Here is an 18,247-nt window from a genome sequence, read left to right as displayed (position 1 = left end):
CAACAATCAGCTGCGTATTTCTGCGTCAACTCATTCGTCAACATCCTCACGTGCCAACTACGCACGTTCCGGTGTTTCCTCAATCGTTTCCTTGAACTACTTGCTTCTTGTTGCCCTCATGGTTTGTGCTCTTATTTCGTTTTAAAATTAAAACTTTAATAAGAGAAAACTAAGATGGCGATTACTCGGTTATTCTTCTTTATATACATTATCTAGTTTTCAAAGAACAAATTCATATGAGAGAATTGCTCTCTCAAAACTGAACGAACAATGAAACGTCTTTTAATGAAGTTAGACTTCATTTCATCCTTAGAAAGGAGGTGATCCAGCCGCACCTTCCGATACGGCTACCTTGTTACGACTTCACCCCAATCATCTGTCCCACCTTAGGCGGCTGGCTCCTTGCGGTTACCCCACCGACTTCGGGTGTTACAAACTCTCGTGGTGTGACGGGCGGTGTGTACAAGGCCCGGGAACGTATTCACCGCGGCATGCTGATCCGCGATTACTAGCGATTCCGGCTTCATGCAGGCGAGTTGCAGCCTGCAATCCGAACTGAGAATGGTTTTATGGGATTGGCTAAACCTCGCGGTCTTGCAGCCCTTTGTACCATCCATTGTAGCACGTGTGTAGCCCAGGTCATAAGGGGCATGATGATTTGACGTCATCCCCACCTTCCTCCGGTTTGTCACCGGCAGTCACCTTAGAGTGCCCAACTGAATGCTGGCAACTAAGATCAAGGGTTGCGCTCGTTGCGGGACTTAACCCAACATCTCACGACACGAGCTGACGACAACCATGCACCACCTGTCACTCTGTCCCCCGAAGGGGAAAGTCCTATCTCTAGGATTGTCAGAGGATGTCAAGACCTGGTAAGGTTCTTCGCGTTGCTTCGAATTAAACCACATGCTCCACCGCTTGTGCGGGCCCCCGTCAATTCCTTTGAGTTTCAGCCTTGCGGCCGTACTCCCCAGGCGGAGTGCTTAATGCGTTTGCTGCAGCACTAAAGGGCGGAAACCCTCTAACACTTAGCACTCATCGTTTACGGCGTGGACTACCAGGGTATCTAATCCTGTTCGCTCCCCACGCTTTCGCGCCTCAGCGTCAGTTACAGACCAGAGAGTCGCCTTCGCCACTGGTGTTCCTCCACATCTCTACGCATTTCACCGCTACACGTGGAATTCCACTCTCCTCTTCTGCACTCAAGTCTCCCAGTTTCCAATGACCCTCCCCGGTTGAGCCGGGGGCTTTCACATCAGACTTAAAAGACCGCCTGCGCGCGCTTTACGCCCAATAATTCCGGACAACGCTTGCCACCTACGTATTACCGCGGCTGCTGGCACGTAGTTAGCCGTGGCTTTCTGGTTAGGTACCGTCAAGGTACCGCCCTATTCGAACGGTACTTGTTCTTCCCTAACAACAGAGTTTTACGATCCGAAAACCTTCATCACTCACGCGGCGTTGCTCCGTCAGACTTTCGTCCATTGCGGAAGATTCCCTACTGCTGCCTCCCGTAGGAGTCTGGGCCGTGTCTCAGTCCCAGTGTGGCCGATCACCCTCTCAGGTCGGCTACGCATCGTCGCCTTGGTGAGCCGTTACCTCACCAACTAGCTAATGCGCCGCGGGCCCATCTGTAAGTGATAGCCGAAGCCATCTTTCAGCTTTTCCACATGTGAGGAAAAGAATTATCCGGTATTAGCTCCGGTTTCCCGAAGTTATCCCAGTCTTACAGGCAGGTTGCCCACGTGTTACTCACCCGTCCGCCGCTAACTTTTGGGAGCAAGCTCCCGCAAGTTCGCTCGACTTGCATGTATTAGGCACGCCGCCAGCGTTCGTCCTGAGCCAGGATCAAACTCTCCAATAAATTGTGAGTTGATTAGCTCATAAATGCCTTTTTAAAAAAGACTAAAAAATAAACGTTGACGTTTTTTGTTCGTTCAGTTTTCAAAGAGCAATTTGTTTACATCGCTCAGAAGCGACTTTTTAAATATATCATGTGTTAATATTCAAGTCAACACTTTTTTAAAATCATCCGTCAGCTGTGAAAATGTTTTTCTCGTACATCGCAGCGACGGATATTAATATACCAAGTATTTTCATAAAGGTCAATATCTTTTATTATTTTTTTAAGATAATTTTTTCCCAAGCATATAGTACCGGTGAAATACGCCTTGTCCTTTTGTTTCTTTCATTACTACTTCAATAATGCCTTTATCAATTAAATACTCAAGAAGCATAGTCAGATCTACACTATATAGATGGACTTCCTCATGGCTAATAATTTCATTAATGGACCAAAACTCTTTTTCAGCAAGCACATCAACTAAATGCTGTATTCCGCTTTTCATTTTGGAATGGATTAAAAACTCACTCGCCAAGAATAGCAGTTCCAGCCGTTTATCAAGTGGCTCATGGCTCGTAACCAGTTCTTCATATAACTTAGTTATTTCAGGATCTATTTGTTTCACCTGCTGCCAAACTGTCACTTCCGGATGAAACCCTTGCTCTATCACTGCCAGTCTTGCCAAGTGATGAAGTGAATGGACAATATGATTGTAGGCATCAAGATATTGATCATTTTCAAAAAAAGCTTTGCCATCCATATAGCGGCGAATAAGCTTTGCAAATTCCAGACCCATTTTCAGCTTTCTCCCATAGAACGGGAACTCCATTAATTCGGTTTTTATGTTCTGGATATATTCATTGCGGTCAAATAGGATCTTTCCATTGTATAGCCAATCAAAAATTTTCTTATTTGATCCAAGTAAAAGCCATTCATTCAGCTGCTGTTCAGTCACAATATACAAGGCGGCTTTTTTATCGTGATACGTATAATGCTTAATCGATACGGCTGAATCTGCTTCAGCTACTAAAACAAGCAAAACCGCATCAAATGTGTCTGTAACGGGAATATCCTTTTGTCGTTTCTTTATCATTAGTACGCCAAGCGTGTTCGCCTGACTTGCACGTTCTTGATAAATAGGACGGAGAATGTCTTCCATCATCATTCCTCCAAATTTATTAATGAATATATCTTCGACAATTTTTTATTATTTTCCTTCCTCTTATCACTTAAAATCTTTTGTATTATTATTAGTATGTAAAATAGAGAGCAAAAAATAAATTGTCGGTTTGATTATATGAACAAACATTTATGTACCGAAGTAAAATTTGTGCAGTTGAAATTAGGCTGACCGATATTTACATACCCTATCGTCAGCAAGTACTCATGGCTTTTTTTATTTATCTTCTATCTAATGATGTGATATAGTTATTCTTTAGGAGGGACATGGATGGCTAAGTATACAATGTATTCCAGTAAAATTAATAAGATCCGTACATTTGCCCTGGCATTGATATTTGTTGGATTTATCGTCATGTACATAGGTATTTTCTTTAAAAATTCCCCTCTACTCATGACAATCTTTATGTTTTTAGGTTTCGTATTCATGATTGCAAGTGTCGCAGTATATTTTTGGATTGGGATGCTCTCAACAAAAACCGTCCAGGTCGTATGTCCGAATTGTAAAAAGCATACGAAAATACTTGGACGTGTAGACATGTGCATGTATTGCAATGAACCATTAACACTTGATCCAAATCTTGAGGGCAAAGAGTTCGACGAAAAATATAACTCAAAGAAAAAACAGTAAAAGCTTGGCTCTAATGCCAAGCTTTTCTGCTTCAATCCGTTCAAATAAAAAAGCTAGCAGCCTTATAGGCTAGCAGCTTCATTACGGCAATATTTATTAATGAGCTTCTTTACTAGCACAATCTGGACAAGTACCGTATATCTCCATCCGATGATGACTGATTTTAAATCCTGTCACATGTGATGCTAAATGTTCTACCTCATCTAGACCTGGATAATGAAAGTCAACAATTTTTCCACATTGCTCACAGATCACATGATAATGGTGAGTCGTGACAAAATCAAAACGGCTTGATGCATCGCCATAGGTTAACTCTTTTACAAGTCCAACCTCACGGAATACTCTCAAATTATTGTAAACAGTTGCAACACTCATATTTGGGAATTTTCCTTCAAGAGCTTTATAAATATCGTCGGCAGTTGGGTGTGACATTGAGTTAATTAAATACTCAAGTATCGCATGACGCTGTGGTGTTATGCGCACTCCAGTATCCTTTAAGGTATCTAACGCTTCCTTTAATTCAATATGTGCCACCGCCATGCACCTCTTTTCTAAAAAGAATTCTTATTTTATAATCTTTATAAATAGTGTACTAATTTATTATTACTTTTGTCAACATAACTAACACACAAACAGCAAGTTTATTCCATTATTAACTTTTCCGCCTGTACTCCATCCCCCTTTACTGTATCATTCTTCTTATTAATATATGTATGAGGTTAATAATTAAAAACCACTATCTTTTTTAGCAAAAAAAAAGCAAATCTGGGTAAGATTCGCTTTAAAAGTATCTGAGGAGGTATGCCCTAATAAAATGATATTCAAAAACCACTCAAATGAATGGACATAAGCCTTGATACCAAAAAATAGGCTGGAATCAAACTCCCATGTATTAGGAAAGGCTGTCCTCTATAAATTGAAGAGTTTCTTCAACATGTCCCTTCACCTTAACTTTTCTCCATTCCTTTACCAACTTACCCTCTTTATCAATAATAAAAGTCGCGCGTTCAATTCCCATATATTCTTTCCCAAAGTTTTTCTTCAATTTCCAGACATCATACGCCTCGGCAGCCTGATGATCTTCATCAGTCAGCAAAACAAACGGCAGATCATATTTTTCAATAAATTTCTCATGCCGGTTGAGCGGATCAGGGCTTACACCTAAAATAACGGCATTTAGACCGGAAAAGCTTTCATATTGATCTCTGAAATCACAAGCTTCGGTTGTACATCCCGGTGTCATATCCTTAGGATAGAAATAAAGGACTACATTTTTGCCACGATAATTGGATAATTTAACGGTTTCTCCATTGCTTCCTTTTAATGAAAAGTCCGGAGCAAGTTCTCCTACTACAGCTGTCATTCTTTATTCCCTCCTGATTCTTTACAATAGCTGCTTTAAGCAACTGTTTTTATAAGCCTATCCAATTTCTATAATAAAAACAACTAATCTACTTCGTCTCCAAATCAAATACGGCTCTAAATACAAAAGCAGCCGGAATTGTATAGCCGATTAACGCTTCAAGAACAGCAATCATTCTCCCTATTCCAATTGGGGAAATATCCCCATACCCAACCGAAAACAAAGTGACTGCGCTAAAATAAAACCCTGTTTCAAGCCGATTAAAAAAGTTTTCATACCACGCATCTGTCTCTTCCAAAAACACATTAAATCCATTCAATTCAAGAAGAATATAAATGAGGCCGAATCCAAGCATGACCGTTACATAAATAGAGGCTAAATATAGAAAATTCTCAAAGGATACTTTCTTCCCTTTAATTTTATGCGGCAAAAACAAAGTGCGTAAACTCATCACCATGCAAAATACGATTACTACCAGGGACAAATAAAATAGCATATGGCTCCCTCTTTTCCCTTCTATACTATTTATTTATACGCGCTTTGATTATTTTGTATGACAAGCTTAGAGGATAGGCAAAAAAATTGTCGCAATTATAAGTTACAGCATTCTCAACTTGAAAAATGGTAAGATAATAAATGCGAGAGACTATAGTGATTTTATTTTTGTAAGGAGGATTTATATGCAATTCACAAATTCAGAACGGATACATACAAAAGCACTTGAACATATCGTAGGGGGGGTTAACAGTCCATCCCGCTCTTATAAAGCGGTTGGCGGAGGTGCACCTGTTGTAATGGAAAGAGCGAAGGGCGCTTATTTCTGGGATGTGGACGGCAATCAATATATTGATTATTTAGCTGCTTACGGACCAATCATTACGGGTCATGCCCATCCACATATTACTGAGGCAATTAAAACAGCAGCAGAAACAGGTGTGCTTTACGGAACACCCACACCACATGAAGTAAAGTTTGCTGAGATGCTTAAGGAAGCCATGCCAAATCTTGAAAAGGTCCGCTTCGTTAATTCAGGAACAGAGGCAGTCATGACAACCATCCGTGTGGCAAGGGCATACACAGGCAGGGATAAAATCATAAAGTTTGCCGGCTGTTATCACGGTCACTCTGATCTTGTGCTCGTTGCAGCCGGTTCAGGACCTTCTACACTTGGAACACCTGATTCAGCAGGCGTGCCAAAAAGCATTGCCCAGGAAGTCATTACCGTTCCATTTAATGAGATCGAACCATATAAAGAAGCATTAGAAAAATGGGGCGACCAAATTGCTGCTGTTCTCGTGGAGCCGATTGTTGGAAACTTCGGGATTGTTGAACCAAAGCCAGGCTTTTTGGAGCAAGTCAATGAGCTAACGCATAAAGCTGGAGCACTTGTTATTTACGACGAAGTCATTACTGCATTCCGTTTCATGTATGGAGGGGCACAGGATCTGTTAGGAGTTACTCCAGATTTAACAGCAATGGGGAAAATTATTGGCGGAGGTCTGCCAATTGGCGCATATGGCGGCAAGAAAGAAATTATGGAGACCGTTGCCCCATTAGGACCAGCCTATCAGGCAGGAACAATGGCAGGGAATCCAGCATCGATTCTTTCAGGAATTGCTTGTCTTGAAGTATTAAAGCAAAAAGGCGTGTATGAATACCTTGATCAATTAGGCGCTATGCTTGAAGAAGGAATTGCAGCTGCAGCGAAGGAATTCAATATACCGATAACGATTAACCGCTTAAAGGGCGCATTAACTGTTTATTTCACAAAAGAAAAAGTGGTAAATTATGAGCAGGCTGAGAATACAGATGGCGAAATGTTTGCCAAGTTCTTCAAATTAATGCTGAAGCAAGGAATCAATCTTGCACCTTCAAAATATGAAGCATGGTTCGTCACCATTGCTCATACAGAAGAAGATATCCAAGCAACCATTCATGCAGTCCAGCAAGCATTTGAAGCATTGAAAAACGAATAATATTTTGGAATATCCAATCATTGAAGGAGCGATTTATCGCTCCTTTTTCCTATGTCTTTAAACGTAAAATCCAGCTTCAGTAGAAAGTTCAAAAAAATGCCCATTGTGCTTCTTCGGATATCCATGTATAGTACATTAATGTCATAGACTTAACAAAAGCTAGAGGCACAATCAAAAAACTTTATTCGATTCTGTCGGATAGGGTAGTATTATTTAAAAAGAAAGGAAATAAGTACGTATGAAGCTTGGCGCCCGCATATTGAAAACGGGAATCGCAATTATTTTATCATTAGTATTATCAGAATTATTTCAGCTGCCTTCACCTGTCTTTGCAGCAATCGCAGCGATTTTTGCTGTACAGCCGACCATTTACCGGTCATTTTTATCCATAATTGAGCAAATTCAAGGGAATGTCATTGGGGCAATCATTGCCGTTATTTTCGTATTATTACTCGGAAACCATATGGTCATCATTGGACTTGCGGCGATTATTGTGATTACGATTAACCTGAAGCTGAAAATCGAAAATACAATCTCACTCTCTCTCGTTACAATGATTGTAATTATGGAAACACCAGGTGATGAGTTTATCCAATTTGCACTTATTCGCTTTTCAACCATCATGCTTGGTGTATTATCTGCTTTTATCGTAAATTTAGTTTTCTTGCCTCCAAAGTATGAAAAGAAGCTATATTATAAAATTTCCGATATAACAGAAGAAACGACCAAATGGATTCGCCTCACGATTAGGCATGCATCAGAGCACCGACTGCTGAAGAATGATATTGGAAAAATGAAAGAAGCGGTTAGAAGTCTTGATCATTTATATGTCATGTACAAGGAAGAACGCAACTATTTCAAAAAAAATACGTTAGTGAAATCCCGGAAGCTTGTCATATACAGGCAAATGATTTCCACTGTAAAAAGATCACTTGAAATGCTAAGAAGATTGCATCGATTTGAAAATGATCTTCAGGAAATGCCTGCTGAATTCCAGCATGCGGTCCAGCAGCAATTAGATTGTCTCATTCACTACCATGAACATGTGATGCTTAAATTCATCGGAAAGGTGCGCCCAAATGTCACGTTTGAAGAAGGCGACATTATCCTAAACAGCAAAGAATTGCTCAATCTCTTTTTTGCCAATCAAAAGGAAGCAAAAATTGAGGATGAAGCAACGCTATCACATACAGTACAAATTCTATCAGCCATTATTAATTATGATGAACAAGTCGTCCATCTTGATAAACTAATTACTAGTTTCCAAACATATCATAAGAAAACGAGCGAAATAATGATAGAGGAGTAAAAGCAGCTGATCATCAGCTGCTTTTCTTATTGAGTCGCTATTAATTTTTCATCCGAGGATCGAGCGCATCTCTGAGGCCATCCCCCATTAAGTTAAAGCCTAATACCGTCAGCATAATCGCAATCCCAGGGAAAAACATCGTCCAAGGCGCTTGCATTAAGAGCGGCCTTGCATCTGATAGCATTTTTCCCCACTCTGGATTAGGAGCAGTCGCACCAAGTCCAAGAAAGCCTAGAGCAGCAGCTTCAATAATAGCTGTCGCGATGGCCAATGTTCCCTGCACAATAATCGGAGCCATACTATTAGGCAGCACATGACGGAATAAAATCCGGCTATCCTTCATTCCGACCGCTTTTGCTGCCATAATATACTCTTCCTGCTTTACACTTAACACACGGGATCGGATTAACCTTCCAAAGTTCGGAATATTAATAACAGCAATCGCAATTAAGGCATTTTTCAAAGATGGGCCTAATACGGCTACAATCGCAATCGCTAATAAAATACTTGGAAAAGCAAGCATGATATCAAACAGACGGGAGATAAGAGTATCCACCCATTTCCCATAGTAACCTGCTATGATTCCTAGAAAACAGCCGACAATAATGGACCCCATAACTGCAAGAAATCCAACCCACAATGAGATTCTTGTCCCATAAATAACCCTTGAAAAAATATCTCTTCCAAAATCATCCGTACCAAACCAATGCTCACCTGAGGGCGCCTGCAATCGTTTTGAAAGCATTTGCTCATTTATTCCTTGGGGAGCAATCACTGGTGCAAATACTGCGATGACGATAAAGAATAGAACAATTAATGTGCCAATCAGGGCTAATTTATTCTTGCGAAAGCTTCTCCAGGCCTCAAGCCAAGGGGAAACGACCTTGTCTTCTTCAGGTACAAGCTGCGGCTGTAAATCTTTTCGAGTAGAAAGTTCCAAGTGTGTTCCCCCCTAATTATATTTAATCCGCGGATCAATTGCTGCATAGAGCAAGTCCACAACTAAGTTAATCATGACGAAAATAAAGGCAATGATTAATATCCCAGATTGAATAACAGGATAGTCACGGGCATTAATTGCATCGTAAATATAACGTCCCATTCCCGGCCAGCTAAAGATCGTTTCTGTTAAAATCGCTCCTCCCAGCAAAAGACCCGTTTGAAGACCGATAATCGTAAGAACTGGAATAATGGCATTTTTTAAAGAATGCTTATAAACGACCCAGAACATCCGTAATCCCTTTGCTCTTGCTGTACGAATGAAATCAGACCTCATCACTTCAAGCATGGAAGATCTTGTAATCCTTGCAATTATTGCCATCGGAATAGTCGCTAATGCAAATGCCGGAAGTATCAAATGCTTCACAACATCCCAAAATTGATCCATTCTTCCTTGCAGCAATGTATCAATCATATAGATATTCGTGATCGATGTGACTGGATTTCTGACCTCCTCTCTTCCCGATGTTGGAAGCCAGTCAAGATTAATCGCAAACACCCATTGCTCCATTAATCCAAGCCAGAAGATTGGCATGGACACCCCGATAAGAGCAAGTACCATTGCAATATAGTCAAACCATGAATTTTGGTACCAGGCACTAATGATGCCAGCATTTACTCCAATAACAATCGCGATCACAATCGCACAAAATGATAGCTCGATTGTTGCTGCTAAATACGGCCAGATTTCTTGGCTGATCGCCGTCTTTGTCTTAATCGATTCACCTAAATCCCCGGTTAATAAGCCCCCGAGATATGTAAAGTACTGAATATACCAAGGCTGATCAAGCCCCAGCTGCTTTGTTAAGTCTGCAACAGCCTCTTTTGTTGCTAATTGTCCAAGAATAATTTGTGCAGGATCCCCCGGAATTGCCCGAATCATAAAAAAGACAATCAAGGATAGACCAAGCAAAACCGGCACTAAGGACAATACTCGTTTTATCGTATAGGAAAACATCTTTTTCACCTCACTCCAAGGTTGTCCAAAAGTCAATTGAGCTGGAATAGAAAAGGGAGTCACTGCTGAACTCCCTTCTCATAAGTCTTATTTTAATTCAACATTAGAAAGTAAGTCAGAGCCTGTTGGGTGCGGTTTAAAGTTAGAAATACCAGCTTTACCCGCTAGGATTGGTCTTGAGTGAACAAGCGGAATCCATGGAGCATCATCTTTAATAATGACTTGCGCTTGCTTATAAAGCTCTTCACGTTCTGCTTGATCAGAGCTAGCTTGAGCCTTTAATAATAATTCATGAACCTTTGGATTTTTGTAGTACGTATAGTTATTTGAGCCAATTGCATCCTCATCTAAAAGAACATATAAGAAGTTGTCAGCATCCCCGTTGTCACCAGTCCAGCCAAGCAAGAATGAATCCGCTTCCCCTTTATTCGCCTTTTCTAAATACGTCCCCCACTCATAGGAAACGATTTTTGCTTTTACCCCAATCGCTTCAAAGTTTGCTTGTAATGCTTCAGCAACCTTTTGTCCATCAGGCATATACGGACGCGGAACAGGCATTGCCCATAGTTCCATTTCAAAACCGTTCTCATAGCCTGCTTCTTTTAACAATTCCTTTGCTTTTTCCGGATCATACGGATAGTCTTCCACTGCATCATTATAGCCTGCTACTACTGGAGGCATCGGATTAATTGCCGGATCAGCTGCTCCAGCATAAAACGCGTCGATTAACGCCTTTTTGTCAACTGCATGATTAAGCGCTTGACGGACAAGCTTATCCTGAAGCGGTCCGCGCGTATTCGTTAAACCAAGATAAGCAACGTTCAATGTTGGACGTTCGAATACTTGTAAATCTGGGTTTCCTTCAATTGTCGCTACATCGCTGAAGTTCACTCCATCGATTAAATCAACCTCGCCTGAAGCTAAAGCATTTAGACGAGCAGAGTTTTCCGGAATGGAGCGGAAGATCACTTGATCTAGCTTTGGAAGTCCCTCTTGCCAATAATCCGCAAACTTTTCAATCGTAATCCGGTCATTACGCTTCCACTCTTTAAATACGAACGGACCTGTTCCAACTGGATTTTCAATAAACTTTTCTCCATGCTTTTCAATTGCTGCCGGGCTTGCAATGCCAAATGGCGACATTGCCAGGTTTTTGAAGAATGGCGCAATTGGTTTATTTAAATTAAATTCAACCGTATAATCATCAACCGCTACAACACTATCAATTTTGTCGCCAAACTGAGAGTTATAGTAATAGAATTGCTCCGCATTCCCTGCTTTCCAGCGCTCAAAGTTAAAGACAACAGCTTCTGCATTAAAGTCTGTTCCATCATGGAATTTAACGCCTTCACGAAGCTTTAATGTATGCTTTAATCCATCTTCACTCGTTTCCCATTCAGTAGCAAGTCCTGCTTCAATCTCAGTATCTTGCTCCCCAAAGTTAATTAATGTTTCAAAAATGTTTTTTGTAACCTTAAATGCTTCTCCTTCAGTTGTCACAGCTGGATCAAGAGAAGTTGAATCTCCGCCGCGGCCAAATACTAATGTACCGCCACCTGCTCCCTCTTCTGTTTCCGTTGTCCCTTCTTCTGTCCCTGTATCTTTTTCTTCCTCTTCCTTCGTGCCCCCTGTTGAGCTGTTGCCACTGCAGCCAACCAATGCAAGAGATAGAAGCAAAGCAAAAACTAGAAATAAAATCCCGCGCTTTTTCATTGTTTTCCCCCTTTTTTCTTTCACCAAAGAGTAATAGACTTCTGGCTTTTGTCATCTATCATTCACGCAGCATCTCCAAATGATTGAGATCAACTCTTCTTATACAAATGGCATGCCGCAAAATGACCAGGTTCAATTTCCTCTAATTGAGGCCTTTCCGTTTTACAAATGTCCATGCACTCTCTGCATCTCGTGTGAAATGCACAGCCAGATGGCGGATTTGAAGGACTTGGAATATCACCTGTTAAAAGTTCCCTCTCCTTTTTCAATGTAGGATCTGGAACTGGAACAGCACCTAATAAAGCCTTTGTATATGGATGGAGCGGATTCTCGTATAATTTCTCAGCTGCCGTAATTTCTACTAATCTTCCAAGATACATCACACCCACTCGATCGCTAATATGCTTAACAACCCCTAAATCATGTGCAATAAAGATATAAGTAAGCTGGAATTCCTCTTGCAGGTCTTCAAGCAGATTTAATACCTGTGACTGAATAGAAACATCCAATGCTGAAACAGGCTCATCAGCAATAATAAGCTTCGGCTTTGTCATCAATGCTCTAGCAATCCCAATCCGCTGTCTCTGTCCGCCGCTGAATTGGTGCGGATAGCGTTTTGCATGGTAACTGCTTAGACCTACAACCTCAAGCATTTCTTTTACCCTTTTTTTCCGCTCCTCTTTATCCCCAATCCCATGGACGATGAGCGGTTCTTCTAGAATCTTTTCGACTGTATGGCGGGGATTTAAGGAGGCAAAGGGATCTTGGAAAACCATTTGCATTTCCTTGCGCATTTTTCTCATGTCCCCATCAGACAGGTTTGTTAACTCTTTTCCTTCAAAGAGCACTTTCCCTTCCGTTGGTTCAATCAAGCGCATTAACATTCGCCCTGTCGTTGATTTCCCGCAGCCTGACTCCCCAACAAGACCAAGCGTTTCTCCTTTGTTTACGAAAAAGCTAATGTCATCCACTGCTTTTACTTCCCCAACTCTTTTGCCGAATATTCCCCCGGTTATTGGAAAGTACTTCTTTAATTGATTAACCTCTAACAGGACCTCAGCCAATTGCCGCACCTCCCGATTCATGCAGAAAACATCTTACTGTATGCTGATCGGCACCTTCTACCTTGTACAATGAAGGGGTGTCTGAGAGACAGCGTTCATGAACGAATTCGCATCTGGCTGCAAAACGGCAGCCCTTCCTAATGGATCCTGGTTTTGGAACATTGCCGGGAATCGAAAAGAGACGTTCTTTCTTTTCACGGACATCTGGCACCGACTGCAGCAATCCAAGCGTATATGGATGCTTCGGATTTTTAAAAATCTCTATTACTGGCGCCTCTTCCACTATCTTCCCTGCATACATAACAATCACTCGTTCACACACTTCCGCTACTACACCTAAATCATGAGTAATTAATACGATGGCTGTGTCTAGCTTTTCATTCAAATCTTTCATTAAGGCTAGAATTTGTGCTTGAATGGTTACATCTAATGCAGTGGTTGGCTCATCTGCAATGAGCAGCTTTGGATGGCAGGAAAGCGCCATCGCAATCATGACCCTTTGCCTCATTCCTCCAGAGAGCTGATGAGGATATTCATGCATGATCTGTTCAGCCCTAGGCAAACCGACTAGCTTCAGCATTTCAACTGCTTGCTGAAATGCTTCTTTTTTTCCTGCTTTTGTATGTATTTTGATGCCTTCAATCAGCTGATTGCCGATTGTGAACAACGGGTTTAATGAAGTCATCGGCTCCTGGAAAATCATCGCTACTTCATTTCCCCTAATTTCACGCATTCTTTTTTCAGAGGAATGAACAATATTCTCTCCGTTGAGCAGGATTTCTCCACCGACAATTTTCCCTGGCGGCTGAGGAATCAGCTTCATGATTGATAATGAAGTGACACTTTTTCCGCAGCCAGACTCTCCTACAATCCCTAGAATTTCTCCCTTATTTACCGAAAAGCTCACTTCATCAACTGCAGGTATTTCTCCATCCGCTGAAAAAAATGATGTCTTCAACTGCTTTACATCTAATACTGGAGCTTGTGTCACAGTGATACTCCTTTCTAGGTGTCCACCCATTGGTTAAATTCCGAAAAGTCGGAATTTATAATCGCTTGCTTTTTATTCTATTAAAAAAGTTTCTCTAAGTCTACTGATTTATTTAAATTATATGAATATATCAATAATTTTATATTTTCCGACAAAAATATGTATAATCTGACATGGTTACTCCAATAATCTCTACTATCATATGTGTTAGTTAGGCAATAATGACTATTTAAGACAAAAAGAAAGCTGACCCTAAAATTAGGATCAGCTTAACGTTTAATGCTCCAATTGCTGTACTTGGAACAGCTTATAATAATTTCCTTGTTTCTGCATTAATTCTTCATGACTTCCTACTTCTACAATTTCTCCGTGCTCAATGAGGATGATGCGATCTGCATGTGTGATCGTGGATAAGCGGTGAGCAACAATAAAGGTTGTCCGGTCTTTCGCCAATTGTTCAAGCGCCTCCTGAATCAAATGCTCACTTTCTAAATCTAGTGCGGATGTGGCTTCATCTAAAATCAGGATCGGCGGATTCTTTAAAAAGATCCTCGCAATCGCTACCCGCTGCTTTTGCCCGCCTGAAAGCTTCACACCACGCTCTCCTACTTTCGTCTCATAGCCATCTGGCAAATTCATAATAAATTCATGGGCATTGGCAGCCTTTGCTGCTGCAATGACTTCATCATTCGTTGCTTCTGGTTTTCCTAATAAAATATTTGTTTTAACCGATTCACTAAATAAAATATTATCCTGAAGTACCATTCCGATTTTGTCTCTTAACGAGCGAACTTTAAACGAGCGAATGTCCTCTCCATCCAGAAGAATCCTTCCGTTCGTAACATCATAAAATCGCGGAATCAATCCAACAAGGGAGGATTTCCCACCTCCACTCATACCTACGAGAGCGATCGTCTCTCCTTTTTGCACATGGAGGGAAATATTTTTTAAGACAGGCTCTTCCTTTTCACTATAGGAGAAGCTTACCTTTTCAAAATCGATATCTCCGTTCACATGTTTACATTCAATCGCATTTGGCGAGTCGTCAATATCGTATTTCTCATCGATTAAATCGAAAACCCTGTCCATGGATGCGATCGCTTGTGTCATTGTTGTTGAAGAATTTACTAGCCTTCTAAGCGGATTGTATAACCGGTCAATATAGGCAATAAACGCCATCATCGTCCCTATGGAAAGATCCCCTTGGATTACCTGGTACCCCGAATACCCGATAACGATTAATGGAGCGATATCTGTTATCGTATTCACAACTGCAAAAGCTTTCGCATTCCATTTCGTATGGTCGATAGCCTTTGTTAAGAAATTACTATTTTGCTTATCAAATTGTGTTTGTTCATAATCCTCGATCGCAAAGCTTTTAATCACAGCCATCCCTTGTACTCTTTCATGAAGATAGCCCTGTACCTCAGCAAGTGCCTGTGACCGTCTTCTTGTCAGCTTTCTTAAATTGCCGAAGAAGTATTTCACTGAAAATCCGTAGAAAGGGAATAAAATTAACGAAACAATTGTTAGAGTCACATCCATTTGCAGCATGATAACCACTGCGATAATGATGGTTGCAATATCTAGCCACAGGTTCATTAATCCTGTGATCACAAATGTTTTCGTTTGCTCGACATCGTTAATAACTCTTGATATAACTTCCCCTGCTCTTGTATTTGCGTAGTATTTAAAGCTCAGCTTCTGAATATGCGTAAACAGCTTATCCCGAATATCGTATAAAATTTTGCTTGCCACCCATTGCGCAAAGTACTGCCGGTAATATTCAATCGGCGGTCTGACAACAACAAAAATAACAATCATAATGCCCATAATCATAAACAGCTTGCTCGATTGTTCGGCGCTGCTTAAAGATGTATTGCCTGCTATATCATCAATTACATACTTAATTAACAGCGGAATCATGAGCGGGATGGCAAACTTAATAATCCCAATGATAATGGTTACAATGATTTGAAGACGATACGGTTTAACAAACTGCATGTAGCGCTTGATGCTATCCAACTTTTTCCCCCTCTTATTTCGCAACTTGCTCCAAGACATATTGGCTAATAGATATGCATCGTTCATTATTTTCCCACATAAAAACCTGTTGATCTAAGGCTCAACAGGCGTTACGTCCGACACATTCATCCTTGTCATTAGCGTCTGTATGTTAAATATCTTTCATACCACATATCAATAAAATCCGGAGCAAATGGACCTTTTCTTTGTCTAATCCAATGAATTAATTGATCCACATTATGCTTCAGAATCCGATCGATCGGCTCTGGATAATTCATTTCCTGACGATGACGCTCATATTCATCCTCATCCAGCAAATTAAAGGTCATGTCTGGAAACACTTTAATATCAAGATCATAATCAATATACTTTACTGCCTCTCCGTCAAAAATAAATGGAGAGCTAAGATTGCAATAATAATAAATGCCATCCTCACGAATCATGCCAATCACATTAAACCAATATTGTGAATGAAAATAACAAATAGCTGGCTCTCTGGTAACCCATGTCCTGCCATCTGATTCCGTAACAATCGTCCGATCGTTTCCGCCAATTACTAGATTTTGCGTTCCTTTTAATATGGTTGTTTCATCCCAGACGCGATGGATGTGCCCATTATGTTTATAACTATGAATTTGTATCGGTTCTCCTTCTATGGGTACGGCCATTCTTTCTCCCCTACTTTCATATACCCGGGCTTTGAAACCTAGCTGAAATGCGTAAGCGCCTTAGAAACAAGCAAAAACTGCTTGTTTCTGCGAAGTCTAATCTCTAAGCAGCTTTCCTTAGAGCCCAGAAGCGACAAACATAAGACAAGCCGGCAGAAAGGCTGTTCTTTAACCTTTTTTTCGGATTGGCTTATAACCCGAGCCTCTATGCGCTGAAGCTAGACATCGCCTAATCATCCAGTTGCTATACGAATTTCAAATTTCTTAATAGTCCTTAAATTAATTAAAGGCAACAAAGTACGAATCCTTTTTCTATTTATTATAACGGTTTCAGTAGAAATTTAAAACAAAGAGCCATTGAAAATCCTCAATGGCTAGTAGAAAAAATATAATTAATTTTCAATTCCAACCTTTTATACTGAAACTTTCACCTCTTGATAAGAACGAATGACTTCCTCTGTCTGGGATTCAAAAACGCGATGAATTTCTCTTAACTCTTTTTTCATATTAGCAATTTCCGTTTGAAGACTTTCTAGTTCAGTCTCCTGCTGGAGCGATTTTAGCTCTTCTTCGATTTCTTCACAACGCTCAAGCTCACCTTGAAGATATAATAGTTTTTCCATTGTTTGCATTTGTTCAGTTACTAAAAGGTCAAAGCTTTTCATCATCCGAGTATCACCGTCCTGTTTGTTTTATCTGTATTATGTATTCTCTCACTAGGACATGATTCCTTTGACTACTTCTGTTGAGCAAAGGGAAGTTTTGTCGAAAGGAACATGTTTTTTCACATACTCATTATTGCCTTAATTGGTCAAACTAAACGAAAAAAGCTTTAACTTCCTCTCAAATGCAAAGAAAAAGCGTGAACTTGATTTAGACAAACGAAAAAGGCACCCTTCCGAATTGAAGAGCGCCTTTTTTGAATATTACTGACCTTGACGGCCTGAATTTTTCGCTTTACGAGCTTCTGCTTGTTGGTTTTGCTGTCTTACCTCTTGTGCATTTGTTTCGCTAGCAAATTCTGTTCCGAATTGACCAGCTCCTGCACCAGCACCAGCTGATTGAGCATTTTGCTGTCTTACTTCTTGAATGTTTGTTCCAGCTTGAGATTGATTTGGTTGTTTTGCCATTGTTATCACCTCCACGCCTATTAATTTGTCCAAGAGCAGAGGAAATATCCACATATTTTTTAAAAATAAATTTCAAACTGGCCATGCATATTCCAGCAAGTAATCGTTCTTCTATTTCTCTTGAATTACATAAAAACTGGATTGAAGTTAAGGCTGGTTCGGACTCCATTGTGCTGGAATCCGGCTTTCCTGTCCGAAGTTGACACTAGTTCGGACTCGATTGAGCTGAAATCCGGCTTTCCTGAAGTTGCCCCTCGTTCGGACTCGATTGAGCTAAAATCCGGCTTTCCTGTCTGAAGTTGACCCTCGTTCGGACTCGATTAAGCTGTAATCCGGCTTTCCTGTCTGAAGTTGGGCTTGGTTCGGACTCCATTGTGCTGGAATCCGGCTTTCCTGTC

The 18,247-nt window shown here is 40.7% G+C and carries 16 protein-coding genes and 1 rRNA gene; 3 read left to right on the top strand and 14 right to left on the bottom strand.

Translation table 11 applies throughout. The features are described 5' to 3' along the window. Window positions 1-313: 313 nt before the first annotated feature. Window positions 314-1,864, bottom strand: a 16S ribosomal RNA gene (locus tag C1726_RS11140). A gap of 262 nt (window positions 1,865-2,126) precedes the next feature. Beyond that, window positions 2,127-3,002, bottom strand: a complete 876-nt coding sequence (locus C1726_RS11135; RefSeq protein ID WP_102273200.1) for a nucleotidyltransferase-like protein — start codon at window positions 3,000-3,002, stop codon at window positions 2,127-2,129. A gap of 291 nt (window positions 3,003-3,293) precedes the next feature. Here C1726_RS11135 and C1726_RS11130 point away from each other — a divergent pair, with 291 nt between their 5' ends. After that, a complete protein-coding gene (locus C1726_RS11130; RefSeq protein ID WP_102273199.1) occupies window positions 3,294-3,653 on the top strand; it encodes a YgzB family protein in 360 nt (119 codons plus the stop codon). A gap of 96 nt (window positions 3,654-3,749) precedes the next feature. Here C1726_RS11130 and perR read toward each other — a convergent pair whose 3' ends face one another. The 3 genes from perR to C1726_RS11115 all read right to left on the bottom strand — a co-directional run bounded on the left by perR (window position 3,750) and on the right by C1726_RS11115 (window position 5,512). Then, window positions 3,750-4,187 (bottom strand): peroxide-responsive transcriptional repressor PerR, encoded by a 438-nt coding sequence (gene perR, locus C1726_RS11125; protein ID WP_165571533.1) that lies wholly within the window; start codon window positions 4,185-4,187, stop codon window positions 3,750-3,752. A gap of 358 nt (window positions 4,188-4,545) precedes the next feature. Beyond that, the gene (gene bcp, locus C1726_RS11120; RefSeq protein WP_102273198.1) at window positions 4,546-5,016 is read right to left on the bottom strand and encodes a thioredoxin-dependent thiol peroxidase; all 471 of its coding nucleotides are present in this window, start codon (window positions 5,014-5,016) and stop codon (window positions 4,546-4,548) included. A gap of 88 nt (window positions 5,017-5,104) precedes the next feature. Then, the gene (locus C1726_RS11115) at window positions 5,105-5,512 is read right to left on the bottom strand and encodes a potassium channel family protein (RefSeq protein ID WP_102273197.1); all 408 of its coding nucleotides are present in this window, start codon (window positions 5,510-5,512) and stop codon (window positions 5,105-5,107) included. Between the two features lie 184 nt (window positions 5,513-5,696). Here C1726_RS11115 and C1726_RS11110 point away from each other — a divergent pair, with 184 nt between their 5' ends. Both C1726_RS11110 and C1726_RS11105 read left to right on the top strand, forming a co-directional pair. Then, entirely contained in the window at window positions 5,697-6,992 is a 1,296-nt protein-coding gene (locus tag C1726_RS11110) for a glutamate-1-semialdehyde 2,1-aminomutase (protein ID WP_102273196.1), read from the top strand. A gap of 238 nt (window positions 6,993-7,230) precedes the next feature. Next, the gene (locus C1726_RS11105; protein ID WP_102273195.1) at window positions 7,231-8,301 is read left to right on the top strand and encodes an FUSC family protein; all 1,071 of its coding nucleotides are present in this window, start codon (window positions 7,231-7,233) and stop codon (window positions 8,299-8,301) included. A gap of 40 nt (window positions 8,302-8,341) precedes the next feature. On the opposite strand, the gene C1726_RS11100 is transcribed toward C1726_RS11105, so the two are convergent. From C1726_RS11100 to C1726_RS11060, 9 genes are all read right to left on the bottom strand, one after another. After that, complete coding sequence (locus tag C1726_RS11100; protein WP_102273194.1) at window positions 8,342-9,241, bottom strand: ABC transporter permease; 900 nt, start codon at window positions 9,239-9,241, stop codon at window positions 8,342-8,344. Between the two features lie 12 nt (window positions 9,242-9,253). After that, entirely contained in the window at window positions 9,254-10,258 is a 1,005-nt protein-coding gene (locus tag C1726_RS11095; protein ID WP_102273281.1) for an ABC transporter permease, read from the bottom strand. 87 nt (window positions 10,259-10,345) lie between these two features. After that, window positions 10,346-11,971, bottom strand: a complete 1,626-nt coding sequence (locus C1726_RS11090; RefSeq protein WP_102273193.1) for an ABC transporter substrate-binding protein — start codon at window positions 11,969-11,971, stop codon at window positions 10,346-10,348. Between the two features lie 89 nt (window positions 11,972-12,060). Further along, window positions 12,061-13,035, bottom strand: coding sequence for an ABC transporter ATP-binding protein (locus C1726_RS11085; protein ID WP_102273192.1), 975 nt, complete (start codon window positions 13,033-13,035; stop codon window positions 12,061-12,063). After that, complete coding sequence (locus tag C1726_RS11080; protein ID WP_102273191.1) at window positions 13,028-14,026, bottom strand: ABC transporter ATP-binding protein; 999 nt, start codon at window positions 14,024-14,026, stop codon at window positions 13,028-13,030. The genes C1726_RS11085 and C1726_RS11080 overlap by 8 nt, the downstream gene beginning before the upstream one ends. A gap of 276 nt (window positions 14,027-14,302) precedes the next feature. Then, complete coding sequence (locus tag C1726_RS11075) at window positions 14,303-16,051, bottom strand: ABC transporter ATP-binding protein (protein ID WP_102273190.1); 1,749 nt, start codon at window positions 16,049-16,051, stop codon at window positions 14,303-14,305. 137 nt (window positions 16,052-16,188) lie between these two features. Then, window positions 16,189-16,719: a nucleoside tri-diphosphate phosphatase gene (gene ntdP, locus C1726_RS11070; RefSeq protein ID WP_102273189.1), complete on the bottom strand. Its 531-nt coding sequence runs from the start codon at window positions 16,717-16,719 to the stop codon at window positions 16,189-16,191. Between the two features lie 413 nt (window positions 16,720-17,132). Continuing rightward, window positions 17,133-17,384, bottom strand: a complete 252-nt coding sequence (locus C1726_RS11065) for a YgaB family protein (protein ID WP_102273280.1) — start codon at window positions 17,382-17,384, stop codon at window positions 17,133-17,135. Between the two features lie 261 nt (window positions 17,385-17,645). Continuing rightward, window positions 17,646-17,849 carry a gamma-type small acid-soluble spore protein gene (locus C1726_RS11060; RefSeq protein ID WP_102273188.1) on the bottom strand — a complete coding sequence of 68 codons (204 nt, stop codon included), beginning with the start codon at window positions 17,847-17,849 and terminating at the stop codon, window positions 17,646-17,648. Between the last annotated feature and the right edge of the window lie 398 nt (window positions 17,850-18,247).

Origin of the sequence: Cytobacillus massiliigabonensis, from assembly GCF_900199725.1 — a bacterium.
Lineage (GTDB): Bacteria > Bacillota > Bacilli > Bacillales > Cytobacillaceae > Cytobacillus > Cytobacillus massiliigabonensis.
Note: the sequence above shows the minus strand (reverse complement) of the source record. Positions and strands in the feature narration are given on the sequence as shown.